We start from the raw sequence: 18,875 nt of genomic DNA on the forward strand, positions 1-18,875 counted from the left end.
TCATCGCGCCTCGCCCCCGCCCGCCCCGGCCCGCCCGCCGGGAGCGGCAGCGGCTTCCGGAGTGGCTCCGGTGATGCGGCGGACGTGCCTGGCCAACGACGCGTTGAGCGCGTCGGGGTCCTCCAGCATCGCGAAGTGCCCGACGCCCTCGACGAGTTCGACCTCGACCCCGCGGCGCGCGGCCGAGTCCGTGTCCGTCGGCATCCACGAGGTCGAGTTGACCAGGACGAGCGGGACGGCGGGGTGGTGCGGCAGCCGCTGAAGGTACGTCAGCATCTCACGGAAGGCCGCCGACACGATGTCCGCGCCGACGTGCGCGCGGGTCCGCTCCACCAGCTCGATCAGGTCCGCCCGGCGCGCGTCGAGGAACAGTTCCTCGGCACGGACCGGGTCTTCGGCGAACGTCCGGACGAACCGGTCGATCTGTGCGTCGCTGAGCGGCCGGGGGTCGAAGGTGTGCAGGGTGTCCACACCGATCATGCCCCGGACCCGCCCGGTCAGCAGGGGTTCCGCGGCCAGCATGACGGGGCCGCCCAGCGAGTGGCCGACGAGGATCACCTCCTGGGCGCCGACGTGGTCCACGACGGCCGCCACGTCGGCGGCGAACGCCTCGACGGTCCAGCGCCGCCGCTCACGCCCGGACCGGCCGTGCCCGGCGAGGTCGAGGGTGACGACGGTGAAGTCCCCGGCGAAGTGCTCGGCCTGGCGGTCCCAGTACGACTGGTCGCAGCCGAGGCCGTGGACGAACACCAGGGCGGGGGCGCCGGGGCGTCCGCCGCGCACCCGGTGGTTGACGGGGAGGCCGTCGGCGCTGCGCACGACCTCTCCGGACGCGTCGCCGGGGGTGTGCTCCGGCTTGCGCGCGATGATGCCCACGTGCTCCATGTCCGGGCCGGGCGCCCCGTAGGCGCCCTCGTCCACGCCGACCGCGCCGAAGTACCCGGCGCGCTCCACGACGAACCCCGCGGCCTCGCACTCCCTGCGGAACACCTCCGGGTCGAGCGCGTTGATCAGGCTCGGCCCGCCGACGACGTGCGCGGGGTCGAAGTGGGCGGCGACGTCGGGGATGTAGCCGGGCCAGGGGTCACCGGCCCGCCTGCGCTCCTCGTACTCGGCCGCCTTGGAGGCCCAGTAACCGAAGTAGGGCGAGTCCGTGCTCAGGAACACCTTCCCGCCGGGCGTCAGCCAGCGGAACATCCTGCGCAGCGTCAGCCGGACGTCGTCCGGGCCGAGGAAGTGCATGACGCGGCTGGCGTGCACCGCCGTGAAGCGGCCGTCGGCGAAGTCGACGTCGGGCAGCACGCCCTGTTGCAGGGTCAGCCGGTCGCGGGCCTCTTCGGTGACACGCTGTCCGAGGATGTCCAGGTGCTTGCGCTCCATGTCCAGCGCGACGACGCGGGCCCCGCGCTCCAGCGCCGCGATGCTGGCGACGCCGTACGCGCAGCCGAGGTCGAGCACCTCGCCGCCGCACCCTCCGGCGTACTCGGCGAAGTCCGAGGAGTAGGGGATCAGGTGCTCCACCATGACCCCGGTGCGGTTCAGGGTCGCCACCATGCCGCCGAAGTCGATGTCCGCCGCCGACTTCAGGTCGTCCAGGATGTCGTGGTCCAGGGTGACCGGTCGCGGGGCGGGGGCCGGCTGTTCCGTCGCGGGAGCGGGTGAGGCGGGCGGGGGCGTGAGCGCGGTCAGCGTCACCGTGCGGGGCCGCGCGGCGGCGCTGTCGTCGATCCGGTGGGGCAGCCGTGTCACGTCGGTGAGGACGACGCGCCGGACGGCCGGCCCGTGGGGCGTCTCACGCGGAGCCGGGACGGCGGGGGTCTTCGCGACGGCGCGCTCGGAGGCGGGGGCCTCCGGGATCACGGTCGCGGAGGCGGGGGTCTTCGGCTCGGCGGGGTCGGAGGCAGGGGTCTTCGGCTCGGCGGGCTCGGGGGCGGCGGCTTCCCGCCGTACCCAGTAGCGGGTCCGGGCGAAGGGGTAGGTGGGCAGGGGCAGCCGGACCGGACGGGGTCCGCCGGCCGGGGCCGGGTCCGGGCAGGACATGTCGTGGCCGGCCACGTAGAGGCGGGCCAGCGCGGTCAGGGCCGTGCTGCGCTCCGTGGCGTCCGGCCCGGCTTCCCCTGCCCGGGCGGTCCAGGCGGCCACGGAGTCGCCGTCGGTGTCCGCGGAGAAGTCACGGGCCACCGTGCCCGCGAACCAGGCCGGGTGGGACGTGTTCCCGTCGGCGCGCCAGGTGCGCCACAGCTCCGCGGCCTCGTCGAGGGTGCCCACGACGACCGCGCAGCGGTGCCGGAAGTGGTGGCGTCCGCCGAACAGCGTCCGGCTCAGCTGCGGCAGGTCGGCGTCCCGCAGTCCGCCGCTGTCGATCCGGTCGAGGAGGCGGTCCACCAGCTCGCCCAGTGCCTCCAGGGTCTTGGCCGACAGGGGCAGCAGATGGCTGGTGGCACGCGGGGCGCGCACCGGGGCGGGGCCGGTGTGCTCGCGTACGACGACATGGGCGTTGGTGCCGCTCATGCCGAACGCGCTGACCGCGCCCATGCGCGGCCGGCCCTCCGTCACCCACGGCCTCGTGGCGGTGTTGACGTAGAACGGGCTGTCGCTCCAGTCGATGTACTCGTTGCCGTCGCGGTAGTGCAGGCTCGCCGGGATGACTCCCCTGCGGACCGACTCGGACAGGCACATCAGGCCCACCAGGCCGGAGGCGGCGAAGGTGTGGCCGAAGTTCGTCTTGGTGGAGGTCAGCGCGCAGAACTGTCCCGCGCCCGCGGCGCCGCGGGCGTGGAACGCGGCGCGCAGCGCGTTCGCCTCGACCGGGTCGCCGAGTTTCGTGCCCGTTCCGTGCGCGACGACGAGACCGAGGTCCCGCGGGTCGATACCGGCCCGCTCCTGGACGGACTCGACCAGTTCGCGCTGGGCCTCTCCGGCGGGCGCGGTGATGCCGTTGGTGCGGCCGTCGTAGTTGAGGCCGCTCGCCACGATCACGCTGCGCACCGGGTCGCCGTGCGCCTCGGCCGCGTCCAGCGGGCGCAGCACGAGGGCCGTGACCGCCTCACCGGGGACCATGCCGTCGGCGCGCTGGTCGAACGTGAAGCAGCGTCCCTCGGGGGACAGCATGCCCGCCTTGTCCATCGCCGCGAGCGCCTCGGGGGTGAGGACGAGGTTCGCCGCGGCGACCACGGCGATGTCGCACTCCTTCTGCCGCAGGCTCGTGCACGCCTGGTGCAGCGCCACGAGGCCGGACGAGCAGGACGTGTTGACCGCCAGCACCGGGCCCTTGAGGTCCAGGAAGTACGACAGCCGGGCGGCAAGGACGCCGTCGTGGTTGGAGGTGACGTTGCCGGCGTCCTTCACCAGCAGCTGGTAGTCGCCCTGCTCCACGCCGACGAACACGCCGACGCGGCGGCCCTTCAGTTCCTCCGCGCCCAGGGCGGCGTCCTCCAGCGCCTTCCAGCACTCCTGGAGCAGATGGCGCTGGCGCGGATCGAGGGTCCGGGCCTCCTTGGGCGCGAACTCGAAGAAGCCGGCGTCGAATTCGTCCGCCCAGTCGATGCTGCCCATCCAGGGGTAGCGGTCGTCGGGGCCGTCCGGGGCCGGGGCGTCGCCGAAGCGCACGGCGGGCAGCCGCGTGACCATGTCCCGGCCCTCGGCGAGCGCGTCCCAGAACTCGGCGACCGAGCGGCAGCCGGGGAAGATGCCGCTCATGCCGATGACGGCGACGGGCTCGTCCCGGCCGGCGGCCACCGGGGCGGGCGGCCGCTCGCTGACCGACGCGTCGCGACCGGCGGGCACGGAGACGGGCGGCTGCGCGCTGACCGGCTCCTCGCGGCCGGCGGGCACCGGGGCGGGCGGCTGCGTGGCGACGGACGCCGTGGCCGTCTCCCGCCGGGCGGTGACGCCGGGCCGTGCGTCGGCGGGGGCCGCCGCGGCCAGATGCCCGGCCAGGCGCTCAACCGTCGGGTGGTCGTACAGCACGGTCGGCAGCAGTCGCACGCCGAGGCGCTCCGAGAGCTGGTGCGCGAGCTGGGTCAGGCGCAGCGAGTCCAGACCCAGGTCGACGAAGGCGGTGCGGTCGTCGAGCCGGTGGGCCGGAAGCTTCAGGCACTCCAGGACGACCTCACGGACGGTCGCGGCGAGGTCCGGCCGCGGTGCCGCCGGGACGGCTCCGGCACCGTTCCGTTCCGCTGCCGGGCGCGCCGGAACGGAGGACGGCCGCGCGGCATGCCGTTCGGTCACGGCCGCCGGTTCGACGGCACGGCGGACGAGCGCCGCGGCCCGCGCCGCCGGGGCGTGCAGCACCAGGGGTGCCGGGTGTCCCGCCGTCAGCAGCCGCTCCAGCACGGCGAGACCCTGCGCACCGTCCAGGGGCCGCTGGCCGGTGGCGGCCAGGTAGGTGTCGGCGCTGCCCCGCTGGGCGGCGGCTCCCATCCCGCCGTCCGTCCACAGGGGCCACTGCACGGCGATCGTCGCCACCGGCGACGCGTCGTCGCGCAGAGCGCGGGCGTACGCCGCCTGGAAGCGGTTGGCCACCGCGTAGTCGCAGCTGCCGAAGTCTCCGAGGACGGCCGCGCTCGACGAGAAGTGGCACACGAAGGCCGGCGGGCGGGGGGCGTCGCGCAGTGCGCGGTCCAGCGCGAGGGTGCCGTGCAGCTTCGGACCGAGGACTTTCTCGAACGACGCGCGCGTCTTGTCGGGCAGCGCGACGGCGTCCGCCGTGCCCGCGGCGTGCAGGACCCCGTCGAGCGCGGGCAGCGTGGCCAGCAGCCGGGTCACGGCGTGCGGGTCGCTCATGTCGAGCCGGTGGCGGACGACGTCCGTGCCGTGCCGGCGCAGCGTCCGGATCCAGTCCTCGTCGGCGGGCAGCGGCGCGGAGCGGCCGACGAGGACCAGGTTCGCGCGGTACCGGTGCGCCAGGTGTTCGGCGACGCGTCGGCCGAGCCCGCCGAACGCGCCGGTGACGAGGTAGGTGCCGCCGGTGCGCAGGCCGGGGCGTGCGCCGGGCGCCGTGGCGACGTCGACCGGCTCCACCCGGCACACATGGCGTGCACCGGCCCGGTACAGGGCGCTGACCGGCCGCTCCTGGAGCTGCTCGGCGAGCAGCAGGCCGGCCCAGCGGGCGGGGGACGCCTCTCCCTCGTGCATGACCACGCGCAGTGAGGTGCCGGGCAGCAGCTCGGCGAGGGACCGCTCGTAGCCGATCAGGGAGTCGAGGACGGCCTCTTCCTCCGCGTCGCGGAAGTGCCCGGCGACGAGGACGCGGGGCACCGGCGTCCGGGTGCCGGCCAGGGCGCGCACCAGGGTGGCCACGCGCCAGGGCTCCTCCAGCAGGGACTCGCCGGGCACGTGTTCGGCCGGCCAGAGGTAGTGGACGGCGTCGACGCGCCCGTGCGCGTCGGCGGCCTCCGCCAGGACGCGCCGCAGCGCGTCCTCGTTCCCGGGATCGGCGAGGCGGCCGCCGCCGTCGTCACCGGAGCCCGCGCGGCCGACGAACACGGGCCGTACGCCGGGGGCACGCTCGCGCAGTTCCCTGGCGTACTCCCGCTGCGCTTCCTGTCCGGACAGGAAGCAAAGGACGACCTGGTCACCTGCCGCGGGGGTGCCTGCCGCGGCCTGCGGTACCCAGCGTTCCGCGGAGAAGTGCACCTGCGCGTCGGCAGCGTCGTGCTCCCGCGCCTCCGGTTCCCCCGGGCCGGCTCCCGCCGGGCCCGCTTCCGCAGGCTCCGCTTCCGCCGGGCCCGCGCCCAGCCAGTGGTACTCCTCGCTGAACGGGTACGTCGGCAGGCTGGTCCGGCGCGGCCGGCGCTCCCCCGTGTGCAGCGCGTGCCAGTCCACCGAGCCGCCGTCGGCCCACAGGCGGGCGAGCTTGTCCAGCCGGCCCTCGGCGAGCCAGCGGCCGGTGAGTACGCGCAGGTCGTCCTGGTCGAGCAGCCCCGGGGACACGCTCAGGGAGCCGCGCACGCACGCGGTGTGGTCGCGGCCGACGGCGAACTCCTCCAGTGCCTCGACGAGTTCGTCCAGGTCGCGCACCACGAACGCGACACGCTCCGCCAGGGCGGTGCGGCCGACCTGGAGGGTGTACGCCACGTCGGCGAGCCGTCGGCCGGGACGGGTGCCGTACGGTGCGGCGAGCCGGTCGGCGAGGTCACGGGCGTAGCGCCGGAGGTTCTCCGGCCTGGCCGCGGAAAGCGGCACGAGCCGCGGTCCGGGGGCGGGGGCCTCCTCGTCCGCCGGGGCGGGCGGGGCTTCCTCCAGGATGGCGTGGACGTTGGTGCCGCCGATGCCGAAGGAGCTGACGGCCGCTCGCAGCGGGCCGTTCGCGGGAGTGAGTTCGGTGAGCCGGTCCACGACGTGGAAGGGCGAGGACGCGAAGTCGATCCGCGGGTTGGGCGCGCTGTGGTTGACGGTCGGGGGCACCAGGCGGTTGCCGAGGACCAGCGCGGTCTTGAGGACGCCCGCAAGGCCCGCGGCGGCGTCGAGGTGGCCCAGGTTGGACTTGACGGAGCCTATGCCGCAGAAGCCCGTCCTGGTGGTGTGCCGCCGGTAGGCCTCGGAGACCGCCATCACCTCGATGGGGTCGCCGAGGCGGGTGCCGGTGCCGTGGGCCTCCAGGTAGGCGATGGTCTCCGGGTGCACCCCGGTGCGGTCGAGGACCGCCGAGATCAGCTCGGTCTGGCCGCTGACGCTGGGGGCGTAGTAGCCGGCCTTCCGGTCACCGTCGTTGTTCATCCCGACGCCACGCAGCAGCGCGTAGACGTGGTCGCCGTCGCGCACCGCCGACGCCGCGTCCTTCAGCAGCAGGACGACGACGCCCTCGCCGCCGACCATGCCGTCGGCGTCGGCCGAGAAGGGCTTGCAGTGCCCGTCCGCGGAGAGTGTCATGCCCTCCTCGTGGAGGTAGCCGACGGCGTGCTCGCCGTACACGCTCGCGCCGCCGACCAGGGCGTGCCGGGTCTGCCCGGACTGGATGGACTGCACCGCGAGGGCCAGGCCGGCCAGGGAGGAGGAGCAGTTGCTGTGCACGTACAGGCTGGGGCCCCGCAGGCCGAGCCGGTGCGAGATGGTCGTGGGGATGGTGCCGGGCTGGGCCTGGAGGAAGGCGACGAGGCCTTCGGAGTCGCGCCGGGCGCCGGGGCCGGCGAGCGGTGCCTGGTACAGGGCGTTGCTCGTGGACATGTACACGGCCGCGTCGGCGATGTCGCCCGGCAGGTGGCCGGCGTCCTCCACCGCCTTCCAGGAATGCTGGAGGAGCAGCCTCAGCTGCGGGTCCATCAGCTCCGCGTCACGGGGTGTGACGTGGAAGAACTCCGGGTCGAAGTTCCCCTTGCCGCGCATCGAGGACCGTACCGGCACGTAGTCCGGGTGGGCGATCAGTTCCTCGTCCACGCCGAGGCGGCGCAGTTCCCGCTCGGAGAAGAACTCCACGCTCTCCTGGCCGGCGACGAGGTTGCGCCAGAACGCGTGGTGGTCGTCGGCGCCCGGCAGCCGGCAGGAGACGCCGATGACGGCGACGCTGTCCCCGAGGTGGGCGGGCGTCGCGGTCAGGGGGGCGGCGGGAGCCGGCGCGCGCCTTCCGGCGGGGTCCGGCTGCGCGGGGGCCGTGCCGAGGGCGGTCAGGTGCTCGCTCATGCCGCGCGCGCTGACGCACTTGAAGACCTCGGCGGCGCCGAAGGGCAGCCCGTACCGCCTGCCCGCGCGGTCGGCGAGCACGGCGGCCAGCACCGAACTGCCGCCGGCGTCGAGGAACGCGTCCGTGGGGCGGAGGTTGCCCACGCCGAGGACGTCACGCCAGAGCGCGAGCACGTCGGCCTCGTCGGGTACGGCGGCATCGGCGGGTACGGCGGCATCGCGGGGTACGACGGTGGGCCGCGCGACGGCCGACCCGACCGGTGCCGAGCTCGGAGCGGAGTCGACTGCGGATTCCGGCCGGGAGGCCGGTGCGGAGTCCGGTCGAGAGGCCGGTGCGGCGGGTTCCGCTCCCCCGGGCAGCGTCACGTCGCGTTCCTCCAGCGCCTTGCGGTCCACCTTGCCGTTCGGCGTCCGGGGCAGCCGGTCGACGGGCAGGAGGAACGGCGGAACCATGTAGTCGGGCAGTCGGCGCCGCAGGTGCGCGGCGAGTTCGCCGGCGGACGTCCCGGTCGCGGCCGCTCGGGTGTAGTACGCCACGAGCTGCCTGCTCGCGGACTGGGTGCGCGCCACGACCGCGCACTCGCGGACGGCCGGGTGGCCGGCCAGGACGTGCTCGATCTCGCCGAGTTCGACGCGGAAGCCACGGATCTTGACCTGGGAGTCGATGCGGCCCAGGCATTCGAGGGAGCCGTCGCTGAGCCGGCGCGCCAGGTCGCCCGTGCGGTACAGCCGGGTGCCGGGTGCGAAGGGGTTCTCGGGGAAGCGCTCGGCGGTGAGTTCCGGCTTGCCGAGGTAGCCGAGGGCGAGTCCGTCCCCCGCGATGCACAGCTCGCCGGGCACACCGGCGGGCACCAGCCGCCCCCGCTCGTCCAGGAGGTGGATCCGCGTGTTGTCGATGGGCCGGCCGATGGTGACGCGCCGGTGCGGCTCGATCCGCCCGGCGGTGGACCACACCGTGGTCTCGGTCGGTCCGAACAGGTTCCACGCCTCGCAGCCGAGTCCGGCGAACCGTTCGCGCAGGGTCTCCGGCAGCGCCTCGCCCCCGCACAGGACGCGCACGCGTTCCTCGTTGGTCCACCCGGCGTGGAACAGCATCGTCCAGGTCGACGGGGTCGCCTGCATCACCGTCGGCCGCGCGGTGCCGATCAGCTCCTTGAGGCGTTCGGGGTCCCGCGCGGTGGCGGGGTCGGACATGTGGCAGCGGGCGCCGGTGACGAGCGGCAGGAACAGTTCGAGCGCGGCGATGTCGAAGCTGTGCGTCGTGACCGCGAGCATCCGGTCGTCCGCCGTCAGTCCGGGCCTGCGGGCCATCGCGCACAGGAAGTTGGTGAGGGCCCGGTGCGGCACCATCACGCCCTTGGGGTCGCCGGTGCTGCCCGAGGTGTAGATGACGTAGGCCAGGTCGGCTCCGCCGACGTGCCGCGGGCCGGCCCCCGGGGTGTCGTCACCGTGCTCCTCGTCGATCAGGACGACGTGGGGCGCGGTCGCCGCCGTCGTCAGTTCCCGGAGCCGGCCGTGCAGTCCCGAGTCGGAGACCACGACCCGCGGCCGGGAGTCGGCGAGGATGTACGCCAGACGGTCCCCGGGATAACCCGGGTCGAGCGGGATGTAGGCGCCGCCCGCCCGCATCGTGCCCAGCAGCGCGACCAGCAGCTCGGCGGAGCGCTCCATGTAGACGGCGACGAGGCTGCCGGGGCCGACGCCCAGCGCCGCCAGACGGCCGGCGAACCGGGTCACGCGGGCGTCCAGTTCGGCGTACGTGAGCGTGTCGGCGCCGCTCACCACCGCCACGGCGTCCGGGGTACGCGCGGCCTGTCCGGCGAAGAGCTCGTGCACGCACCGGTCGGGCTGCTCCACCCGGGTGGCGTTCCACTCCACGGTCAGGGTGTGCCGCTCCTCGGGGGACAGCATGGAGCACTCGTCCACGGGCAGGCCGGGGGCGTCCGACGCGGTGCGCAGCAACTGCTCGTACTGGCGCAGCAGTTGCTCGATGGTCTCCGGGTCGAACAGGGCGGCGTCGTACTTGCAGTTGACGGCGAGGCCGGGGCCGTGTCCGCCGGGTGCGACGACCTCCAGGACGAGTTCGTACTCCCCCTCCTGATGGATGCCCTCGACGTACCGGAAGGAGGGGGCGGGCGCGGTCACGTCCTCGTACCAGTCCTGGTACATGAAGGCGCAGGTGAAGACCGGTGTGCCGGTGCCGGACAGGCCGAGTCCGCGTACCAGCGCCGGGAAGGGGCAGGGGTGGGCGAGGCCCTCGACCAGGGTCTTCTGGACGTCCGCGGCGAGGCCGGCGAAGGGTTCGGCCGGGCTGACGCGGGTGCGCACCGGCATCATGTTCACGAAGTGGCCGACGGTCGCGGCGAATCCCTGTGCGGGCCGGGTGTTCACGGCCGCGCCCACGATCACGTCGTTCTGCTGGGTGTACCGGCTCAGCAGCACCTGGTAGGCCGCGAGGAACAGCGCCGACGGGTAGAGGCGGTGGTCGCGGGCGGCCCGCGTGATCCGCTCCGCCAGCTCCGGCGACAGGCGCCGGGTGGCGGTGGCCCCGCGCACGGGGCCGGGGTGCGCGGAGCGCGGCCGGTCGGTGGGCAGCGCGAGCGCGGGCAGCGGCGGAGTCAGCCGGTCGCGCCAGTAGGCGAGCCGGGCGTCGGCGTCCGGGGCGCGCAGGCCGGCCTCCTCCAGCGCGACGAACTCCGCGTAGGCGGCGGTGGGCGGGAAGGCGTCGGCTTCCGTGCCGTCCACGCGCGCCTGGTAGGCGGTGAGCAGTTCCTTCACCAGGACGACGGCCGAGGCGCCGTCGAGGACGAGGTGGTGGGCGTTCAGCAGCACCCAGGAGTCCCCGCCCGGCCCGTGGAACACGGCGATCCGGCACAGGGGGCCGCGCTCCAGGTCGAACGGCGCCTTGGCCGAGGCGCGGACACGCTCCAGGACCTCGGACTCGCCCCGGGCGGTGAGGTCGTGCTCGGTCAGCCACGGTCCCTCCGCGGGGGCCTCCACGAGCAGCAGGCGGCCGTGCTCCTCCCGGACGGCTCCGCGCAGGACGGCGTGCCGGTCGCGTACGGCGTCGAAGGCGCCGCGCAGCGCCGCCACGTCGGGCCCGGTCACCCGGAAGCACAGCGGCACGTTGTAGACCCCGGCCTCCGGTGCCGCCTTGTGCAGGGCCCACAGCCCCTGCTGGCCCTCGGTGAGCGGGTGCCGCAGGACCGCGGGGGCGGTGGCGGTGGCGGTGGCGGTGGGGTGCCGTACCCCGCCGTCGGCGGTCTGCCGGGCGGTGGGGGCGGTGACGCCCCGCCCGGTCAGGTGGGCGGCGAGTGCGTCGACCGTGCCGTACTCGAAGAGCAGCGCGGTGTCGAAGTCCGCGTCGAGGTCCTGGATCTGCCGGCCCAGCCGGACGAGCGCCATGGAGGACAGGCCGGCCGCGGTGAGGTCGCGGTCGGTGGGCACCTGGGAGGGGTCGCAGCCGAGGTGCGCCGCGACGGCCCGGCGCAGCCAGTGGCGCACGCCCTCCGGGCCGGGCGGGGCGGAGTCCGGTCCGGTGGGCGCGCCGGCCTTACCGGCCGGGGCGGGGACCGCGCGGTCCGGTGCGGGGGCCGCCGCGGGGCCCGGCCGGGTGTGCCAGTGCGGGGTGCGCCGGAACGGGTGCGTGGGCAGGCTGACCCGCCGCGCCGGGCGGCCGGCGTACAGCGTGTCCCAGGAGACGGCGGCGCCCGCGAGCCACCTCCGGGCCGTCTCGTACGGGTCGGTGCCGGTGCCCGCAGGCCCGTCGGAACGGCCGGGGCCGGGACGCGGTTCACCGGTGAGGTCGGCGTACGCGTCGGCGCCCGCCGTCCCCGTCTCCCGGAACTCGGTGAGGCGTGCGGCGAGTTCCGCGACCGAGCGCACCACGTACGCCAGCCGGACGGGCAGTTCGTCCCGGCCGACCTGAAGGGTGTGGGCGAGGTCGCGCAGCGAAACCGGGTGGGCGGCGCGGGCCGGGTCGGCGAGGAAGTCCGCCAGGCGCCCGGTCACCGCCCGCAGTTCCTCCGGGGTCCGCGCCGACAGCGGCACCAGGCAGGGCTCGTCGTGCGGGTGCTCCAGCGCCGGGGCCACGTCGCCGCCTCCACGGTGTTCCTCGATGATCAGATGTGCGTTCGAGCCGCCCGCGCCGAAGCAGGAGATTCCGGCGCGGCGCGGCAGGGGCCGTCCCTCGGCGTCCGTCGGTGCCCAGGGGGCGAGTTCACGCTGCACGCGGAACGGCGACCGGTGGAAGACGATGCCCGTGTTGAGTTCCTCGGCGTTGATCGAGGGCGCGAGCTGTCCGTGCCGCAGCTGCAGGAGGACCTTGGTCAGGCCCGCGAGGCCCGAGGCGCTCTCGCAGTGCCCCAGGTTCGACTTGAGCGAGCCGACCGCGCAGTACTGGCCCTCCCGGTCGCTCCCGAACGCGCGGGACAGCGCGGAGATCTCGATGGAGTCTCCGAGAGCGGTCGCCGTGCCGTGGGCCTCGACGTAGCTGACGGTGGCCGGGGTCACGCCCGCCTTCTCCAGGGCGCGCGCCACAACGTCCCGCTGCGCCCGCGGGCTGGGCATGCTGTACCGGCTGGTGCGTCCGCCCGCGTTGACCGCGCTGCCCTTGATGACCGCGTACACGTGGTCGCCGTCGTCCAGCGCGTCCTGGAGGGGCCGCAGCAGTACGGCGCCCACTCCCTCGGCCGCGAGGAAGCCGTCGGCGTGTTCCGAGAAGGGCCGGCACCGGTCCCCCTCGGACAGCAGGCCGTGCTCGGCGAGGACGTCGAAGTGGTCCGCGTTCAGCAGCAGGTTGACCCCGCCCGCGACGGCGCAGTCGGTGTCACCGCTGCGCAGGCTCTCCACGGCCAGGTGGACGGCGGTGAGCGAGGAGGAGCAGGCCGTGTCGACGGCGATGCTGGCACCCTGGAAGTCGAACAGGTGGGAGGTGCGGTTCACGATCGACGAGTAGGCGGTGCGGCCGTTGTACGTGGAGTTCATGACGCCGGCGAAGACACCGACCCTGCCGTGCCGGTTGAGGGCGTCGGCCGTGTAGCCGGCGTCCTGGAGGCAGCTGTGGACCGTCTCGATGAACAGCCGCTCCTGGGGGTCCATGGCCGCCGCCTCGTCCGCGGGCACCCCGAAGTACTCCGCGTCGAAGGAGGCCACGTCGTCCAGGAAGCCGCCGTGCGGGCGGCGGCGCCCTTCCTCGTCCCAGTTCACCCACCAGCGGTCGGCCGGGTACGGGGCCGTGCAGTTCCTGCCCTCGCGGACGTTCTCCCAGAGGTCGGCGACGCTGTCGGCCTGCGGGTAGCGGCCGGCCAGACCGATGATGGCGATGTCACCGGAGGGCCGTGCGGCGGCCGCGGCGAGCTCGGGGCGGCCGGGCTGTTCGGCGCGCTGCGGGCGTGCCGTCTGCGCTGCGTGCTCCGGACGCTCGGCGTGCTCGGAGGGCACAGCACGCTCGGCGCTCCCGGCGCTCTCGGCGTGTTCTGCGTCTTCTGCGTGTTCGGGGTCTTCGGGGTGCTCCGCGAGGAGGCGGGCCACGACGTCCCTGATGGTCGGGCAGTCGAAGAAGAGCGTGCTGCCGAGCCCCTCGAAGTCCTGGCTCAGGGCGTTGTTGAGCTGGACGACGAGGATGGAGTCCAGGCCGAGGTCGAAGAGGTTGGCGTCGGGCGACGGTTCGCCGGGGGCGAGCCGCAGGGTGGCCGCGACGAGTTCGGTGACCCGGCGCGTGGTGCGGTCGGCACGGGACTCCCCGGCGGGCCCGGGCGGCACGGCGGACACCGACTGCGCGGGGGACACCGACTGCGCGGCGGGTGCCGGCGACATGGCCGGCGCGCTGCCGAAGAGCCCGCGCAGCTCGCTCTCCCGCGTCGCGAGGAAGTGGCCGACCAGCTCGTCCAGGGTGCGCAGCTCGAAGAAGAGGGTGCTGCCCACGTCCGCGAAGTCCCGGGCGAGGGCGTTGTTCAGACCGGAGACCAGGATGGAGTCGAGCCCGTAGTCGTGCAGGTCCTTGTGCGGGTCGAGGTCCCCGTCCGGCAGCCGCAGTGCCTCGCGCAGCAGCCCTGAGAGGTACTCGGTGGTCCGCGCCCGCAGCGTGCCGTCCGTACCGGTGCCGGCGGACACCGGCGGCGTCCGCTCCGGCCGGGGGCTGCCGGGGGCGGCCGGCGTGCGCGGTACCCGGAACAGCCCGTCGCTCTCGGCGACGGTGAGCTGCTGGCCCAGGGCGTGCGCCTCCGGCTCGGGCTGGAGCGCCGTGCGGAAGCCTTCCCGGTCCAGTACGTCGAGCCAGCGGTCGGGGCTGAGCACCGGGCTGCCGGGGATGCGCAGCTCGGCGTCCCGGGTCCGCCACCAGCCGTCGACCAGCCCGAAGGTGAGGTGGGCCGGGAGCGTGTTGCGGCTCATCTCGTTCAGGAAGAGCAGGCCGCCGGGCCGCAGGGCCGCCTTGACGTTGCGCAGGGTCCGGGTGATGTCGGCGGTGGCGTGCAGGACGTTGGTGGCCACGACGATGTCGAAGGAGCCGGGCTGCAGGCCCTGTTCGCCGGGCGGACGCTCGGCGTCGAGGATTCGGGTCGTCAGGTAGGGGTGGTCCGGGAGGAGTTGCTCCTCGGCGCGGAACAGGAACGCCTTGGACAGGTCGGTGTAGCAGTACTCCTCGATGCGGTCGCTCAGCGGTGCGAGGGCCCGCAGGACCCGGGCGCTGGTGGCGCCGGTCCCGGCGCCGACCTCCAGGATGCGCAGCCGTCGTGCGGGGTCGGCCGTACCCCAGCGGCGCACGGCGTCGGCGAGGAGTTCGGCGAGCCGGTCGTTGAAGTAGTCGGCGATGGGGTCACCGCGGTAGATGCCCTCGACCCGGGACAGCGACGAGCCGGGGAAGAGGATCTCGGTGGCGGGGCGGGCTCCGACGAGGACGTCGGGCAGCGCGCGGAGGCAGGATTCGACCAGGTCGACGTGGGCCCGCTGGTGGTCGCCGTGGTGCCACTGCCCGCGTTCCTCGTGCCACTGGCGCCACAGCTCGGCGCTGTCGAGGCCGGACACGAGGGCGGTGCGGCGCCCGCCGGTGATCCGGAGCAGACCGGCGCGGGTCAGCACACGGTCGCTCTCCTCCAGCCACGGACGGTACCCGTCGAGCACGCGCTCCTCCAGGCCGTCCAGGCCGAGGTCGCGGAGCGTGGTGAACAGCAGGCGTTCGGCGAGCGCGCACAGGCGGGGGTGGGGCAGGAAACGGCTCAGCCGGGCGACCTCGCCGGCCGGCGGGCGGTGGGCCGCCACGACCTGGCCGAGTACGGGGGGCAGGGGGTCGGCGCCGGCCGTCTGCCGCTCGGCGAGGGCCAGCCCGTCGAGCGCCCGGTCGCCGAAGGTCCGCATGAGGGTCACCTGGTCGTGGGTGCCGCCGAGGAAGTGGGCCAGGTGGCGCAGCGCCTCCCCGGGGTCCAGGGAGTCGATGCCCTCGGCGGCCATGCGGCTGCGGTAGAAGTCGCCGCTGACGACGCCGGTGGCGCCCCAGTAGCCCCAGTTGACGGTCTTCACGGCGGTGTCCGGCCACCGGTCGCGCAGGGCGGCGGCGAGCGCGTCCTTGAAGGTGCACCCGGCCGCGTAGTTCGCCTGCCCCGCGTCCCGGACGTGGCTCTCCACCGAGGAGAAGAAGAGGACGAGGTCGAGGGGTTCGGCGCCGAAGACGCGGGCCATGGCGGCGCCCACGTCGACCTTGGCGGCCAGGGCGTCCCGGAACCGCTCCTCGTCCATGTGGGCGAGCGTCTTGTCGGCCAGGACGATCGCGGAGTGCACCACGCCGTCGATGCGGGGGCGGCTCTCCTTGATCCGGCGGTGGGCGGCGGCGAGGCTGTCGACGTCGCGCGCGTCCGCCGGGACGTACAGGGGGGCTTCGGCGCCGGCGGACCGCGCCAGCGCGGCGAGGCCGGCGAGCCGGCGCTCGATGTCCTCGTCCTGCTGCCGTCGGCCGATCCAGACGATCGCCGCCCGGTGGTGCTCCACCATGTACCGGCTCCACAGCTCGCCGAGGCCGCCGGCGCCGCCGATGACGACGTAGCAGCCGCCGTGGCGGTACGGCGCGGCGGCCGGCTCCAGGGCGGGCAGGGGCAGGAGTTCGGAGGAGAACCACCGGCCGTCGCGCAACGCCAGCGTGGTCCCGGGCCGCAGGCCGGGCAGCGCGTGCCAGGCCCGCCGCAGGGCGGAGGCCGCGTCGGTGGTGCCGTCGGCGGTGGCGTCGCCGGGCAGGTCGAGCAGGCGTACGGTCCACCGGGCGTGTTCCCTGGCCGCGCTGCCCATCAGCCCGTGGACGCTCGCGTGGGTGGCGGCGACCCGGTCGCCGGGCTCCACCCGCTGGGTGCCGTACGTCAGGCAGGTCCAGGTGAGCCGCCGGGTGCCGTGCCCGAGGGAGAGCAGGGCCCGGACGATCCGGTAGACCTCGATGACGCCCCGCTCCTGTCCCCGTACCAGGTCGCCGCCGTCGTCGTACGGGGCGGCCCACACCAGGTGCGTGGGTGCGTCGTCGCCGCAGGCCTCGCGGATCCGCCCGGCGATCTCCTCCACGGAGGCGCCCGGGCGCAGCGGGACGCGCCGGTGGCCGGGCGCGCACGCGGTCAGGGTGTCACCCAGCCGCCGGTCGGCGTCGAAGAGCAGGACGACGCCCGGTTCCCCGCTCGCGTCGTCCGCCGGGACGGCGAGGGTGCGCGGCTCCCAGACCGGGAGGAGGGTGCGCAGCGCCGAGTCCCGGCGCCCGGCGGCCCGCTCGCCCGTCTCCGGCGCGCGGTACGCCAGTCCGCGCAGCGCGGCGCAGACGCGGCCGCGGGCGTCGGTCAGGTCGATGTCCAGGACCCGGGCGACACCCTCCGGCGCGGCCGCGGTCGCCGGGCGCACCCAGGCGTACATCGACTCCTCGCAGTCGGCGAACACATCCAGCCGGTCCAGGGCGAACGGCACGGCCGGCGCGGCGCCCTCGTCGGGCAGTCGTGCGCCGTCCGTGTCGAGGGCGGGGTGCAGACCGAGCGAGGCGTGGATCGCCCCGTCGAGGTGAGCCGGGTGGAGCGCGTACCGCCGCAGCGAGTCGCGGGACGCCCCGTCGAGGCGCAGCTCGGCCAGGACCTCACGACGGCCGTCGCCGCCGCGCCACAGCGTGCGTACGACGCGGAAACCGGGGCCGTAGTCGACGCCGGCGCGGGCGATGTGGTCGTAGGCCTCGGCGCCGGTCAGCGGCCGCGAGGTCAGGGCGGCCCGCAGAGCGTCCAGGTCGACGGAGGGCCGCGGGACGGTGTCCGCGAGGACCGCGCGGCCCTGCACGTGGACCTGGCCGCCGTCGGCGGGGGCGGTCAGCTCGAAGCGCAGCGGGCCGTCCGCCGTCCCCGGGCGGTCCTCGGCCAGGGTGAACTCGACGTCGAGCCCGTCGTCGTCGACGGCGACCGGTCGCACCCAGGTGACGTTCCGCAGCGTGATCCCGCGCTGCGCGGCGCGGGGCACGGCGCGCCGGACGGCGGTGTACGCCATCTCCAGGCTCGCCACGGCGGGCAGCAGCCGTCTGCCGCCGACCACGTGGTCGCGCAGGACGAACTCCTCGCCGGTGAAGCGGCTGCGGTGGCGGACGGCACCCAGACCGGAGACGTTCTCGTGCAGCAGGGGGTGCGCGGGGGCCGCGGCCCGCGGTGCCGGGGTGCCGGTGCGGGCCGGCCAGGGGTGGACGACCGGGCGGAAGGGGTACGTCGGCAGGCTGAGCCGGCGGCAGGCGACGGGCCTGGTCAGCCGGGACCAGCCGACGTCGGCACCATCGGTCCATGCCTTGGCGAGCTTGCGCAGTCTGCCCTTCTCCCACCAGCGGGCGAGCTTGGCCGCGGGGTGGCCGGGAGCGGCGGCCGCGTCGCCGGTGAACCGGTGCGGCGAGTCGGCGCCGTCGAGGAACAGGGCGAGTTCGGCGGCCAGTTCGCCGAGGTCCCGCACGACGAACGCCACCCGCGCGGCCATCGGCACGCGACCGGCCTGGAGCGTGTACGCGAGGTCCCGCAGCCGGGCGTCGGCCGCCCGGGGGCCGCGGAGGTACGCCAGCAGGTCGCGGGCGTAGCGGTGCAGGTCGGCGCCGGCGCGTGCGGAGAGGGGGACGAGCTGCGGGGAGCCGTCGTCGGCGGGGGCGGCGGGGCCGGTGGCGTACTCCTCGAAGACGGCGTGCGCGTTCGCGCCGCCCAGTCCGATCGAGCTCTGCGCCGCCCGGCGCGGGGCGGGGCCGGCGGGCCACTCCCGCAGCGTGTCCACGACGTGGAACGGCGACCGGTCCAGGCGCAGCTCGGGGTTGGGCCGGGTGTAGTGGAGGGTCGGCGGGAGCTGCCGGTGGTGCAGGGAGAGCAGGACCTTGATGCTGCCGGCGAGCCCCGCGGCGGCGTCGAGGTGGCCGAGGTTGGACTTGACCGAGCCGATGCCGCAGTAGCCGGTGGCGTCGGTGTGGTCGCGGTAGGCCTCGGTGAGCGCGGCCAGTTCGACGGGGTCGCCGAGCTTGGTGCCGGTGCCGTGGGCCTCGACGTAGCCGATCGAGCGGGCGTCGATGCCGGTGCGCTGGAGGACGCTGCGGACGACGCGGCTCTGTCCGGTGACGCTCGGGCTGTAGAAGCCGGTGGCGTCGGCGCCGTCGTTGCCGACGGCGATGCCGCGCAGCAGCCCGTAGATGTGGTCGCCCGCGGCCACGGCGTCCGCGGCGCGGCGGATCAGCAGGACGGCGACGCCCTCGCCGCCGGCCATGCCGTCGGCGTCGGCGTCGAAGGCCTTGACGCGGCCGTCGCCGGAGAGGTTGAGGCCGGGCTGGTGCACGTAGCCCCGGCTGTCGACGCTCGCCGCGGACGCCGCGGCGACCAGTGCGAAGTCGGTCTCGCCGGAGCGCACCGCCTGGGCGGCCAGCGACAGGGCGGTCAGCGAGGAGGAGCAGTTCGAGTGCACGGACATGCTCGGGCCGCCGAAGCCGAGCTGCTGGGAGATCATCGCGGCGACGGTGCCGCTCTGGCTCATCACCCACGAGAGGTACTGCTCCGGTGTCTCCACGACGCCGGTGGGCGCCCCGTCGGCGGGCGCGCCGTAGAAGTGGTTGCCGTGGGTGACGTAGACGGCGGTGCCGGGGATGTCGCGATGGTCGTACCCGGCGTCCTCCACGGCCTTCCAGGCGTGCAGGAGCAGCTGGCGGAACTGCGGGTCCATGAGGGCCACGTGATGCGGTGACAGCCGGAAGAACTCGCCGTCGAAGAGGTCCTTGCCGTCGAGGGACGAGCGCAGGG

Annotated in this window: 1 protein-coding gene (running past one end of the window); it reads right to left on the reverse strand. The window is 75.0% G+C overall.

The genetic code is table 11. From position 1 onward, the window contains the following. Positions 1-18,875, reverse strand: partial view of an amino acid adenylation domain-containing protein gene (locus ACZ4VF_RS21340; RefSeq protein ID WP_467927750.1) — the 3' portion only. 3,520 nt of this gene lie beyond the right edge of the window; 18,875 of the gene's 22,395 nt are visible here — the last part of the coding sequence; its start codon lies beyond the right edge, outside the window; the stop codon is at positions 1-3.

This window comes from Streptomyces sp. NPDC029151, from assembly GCF_055564315.1.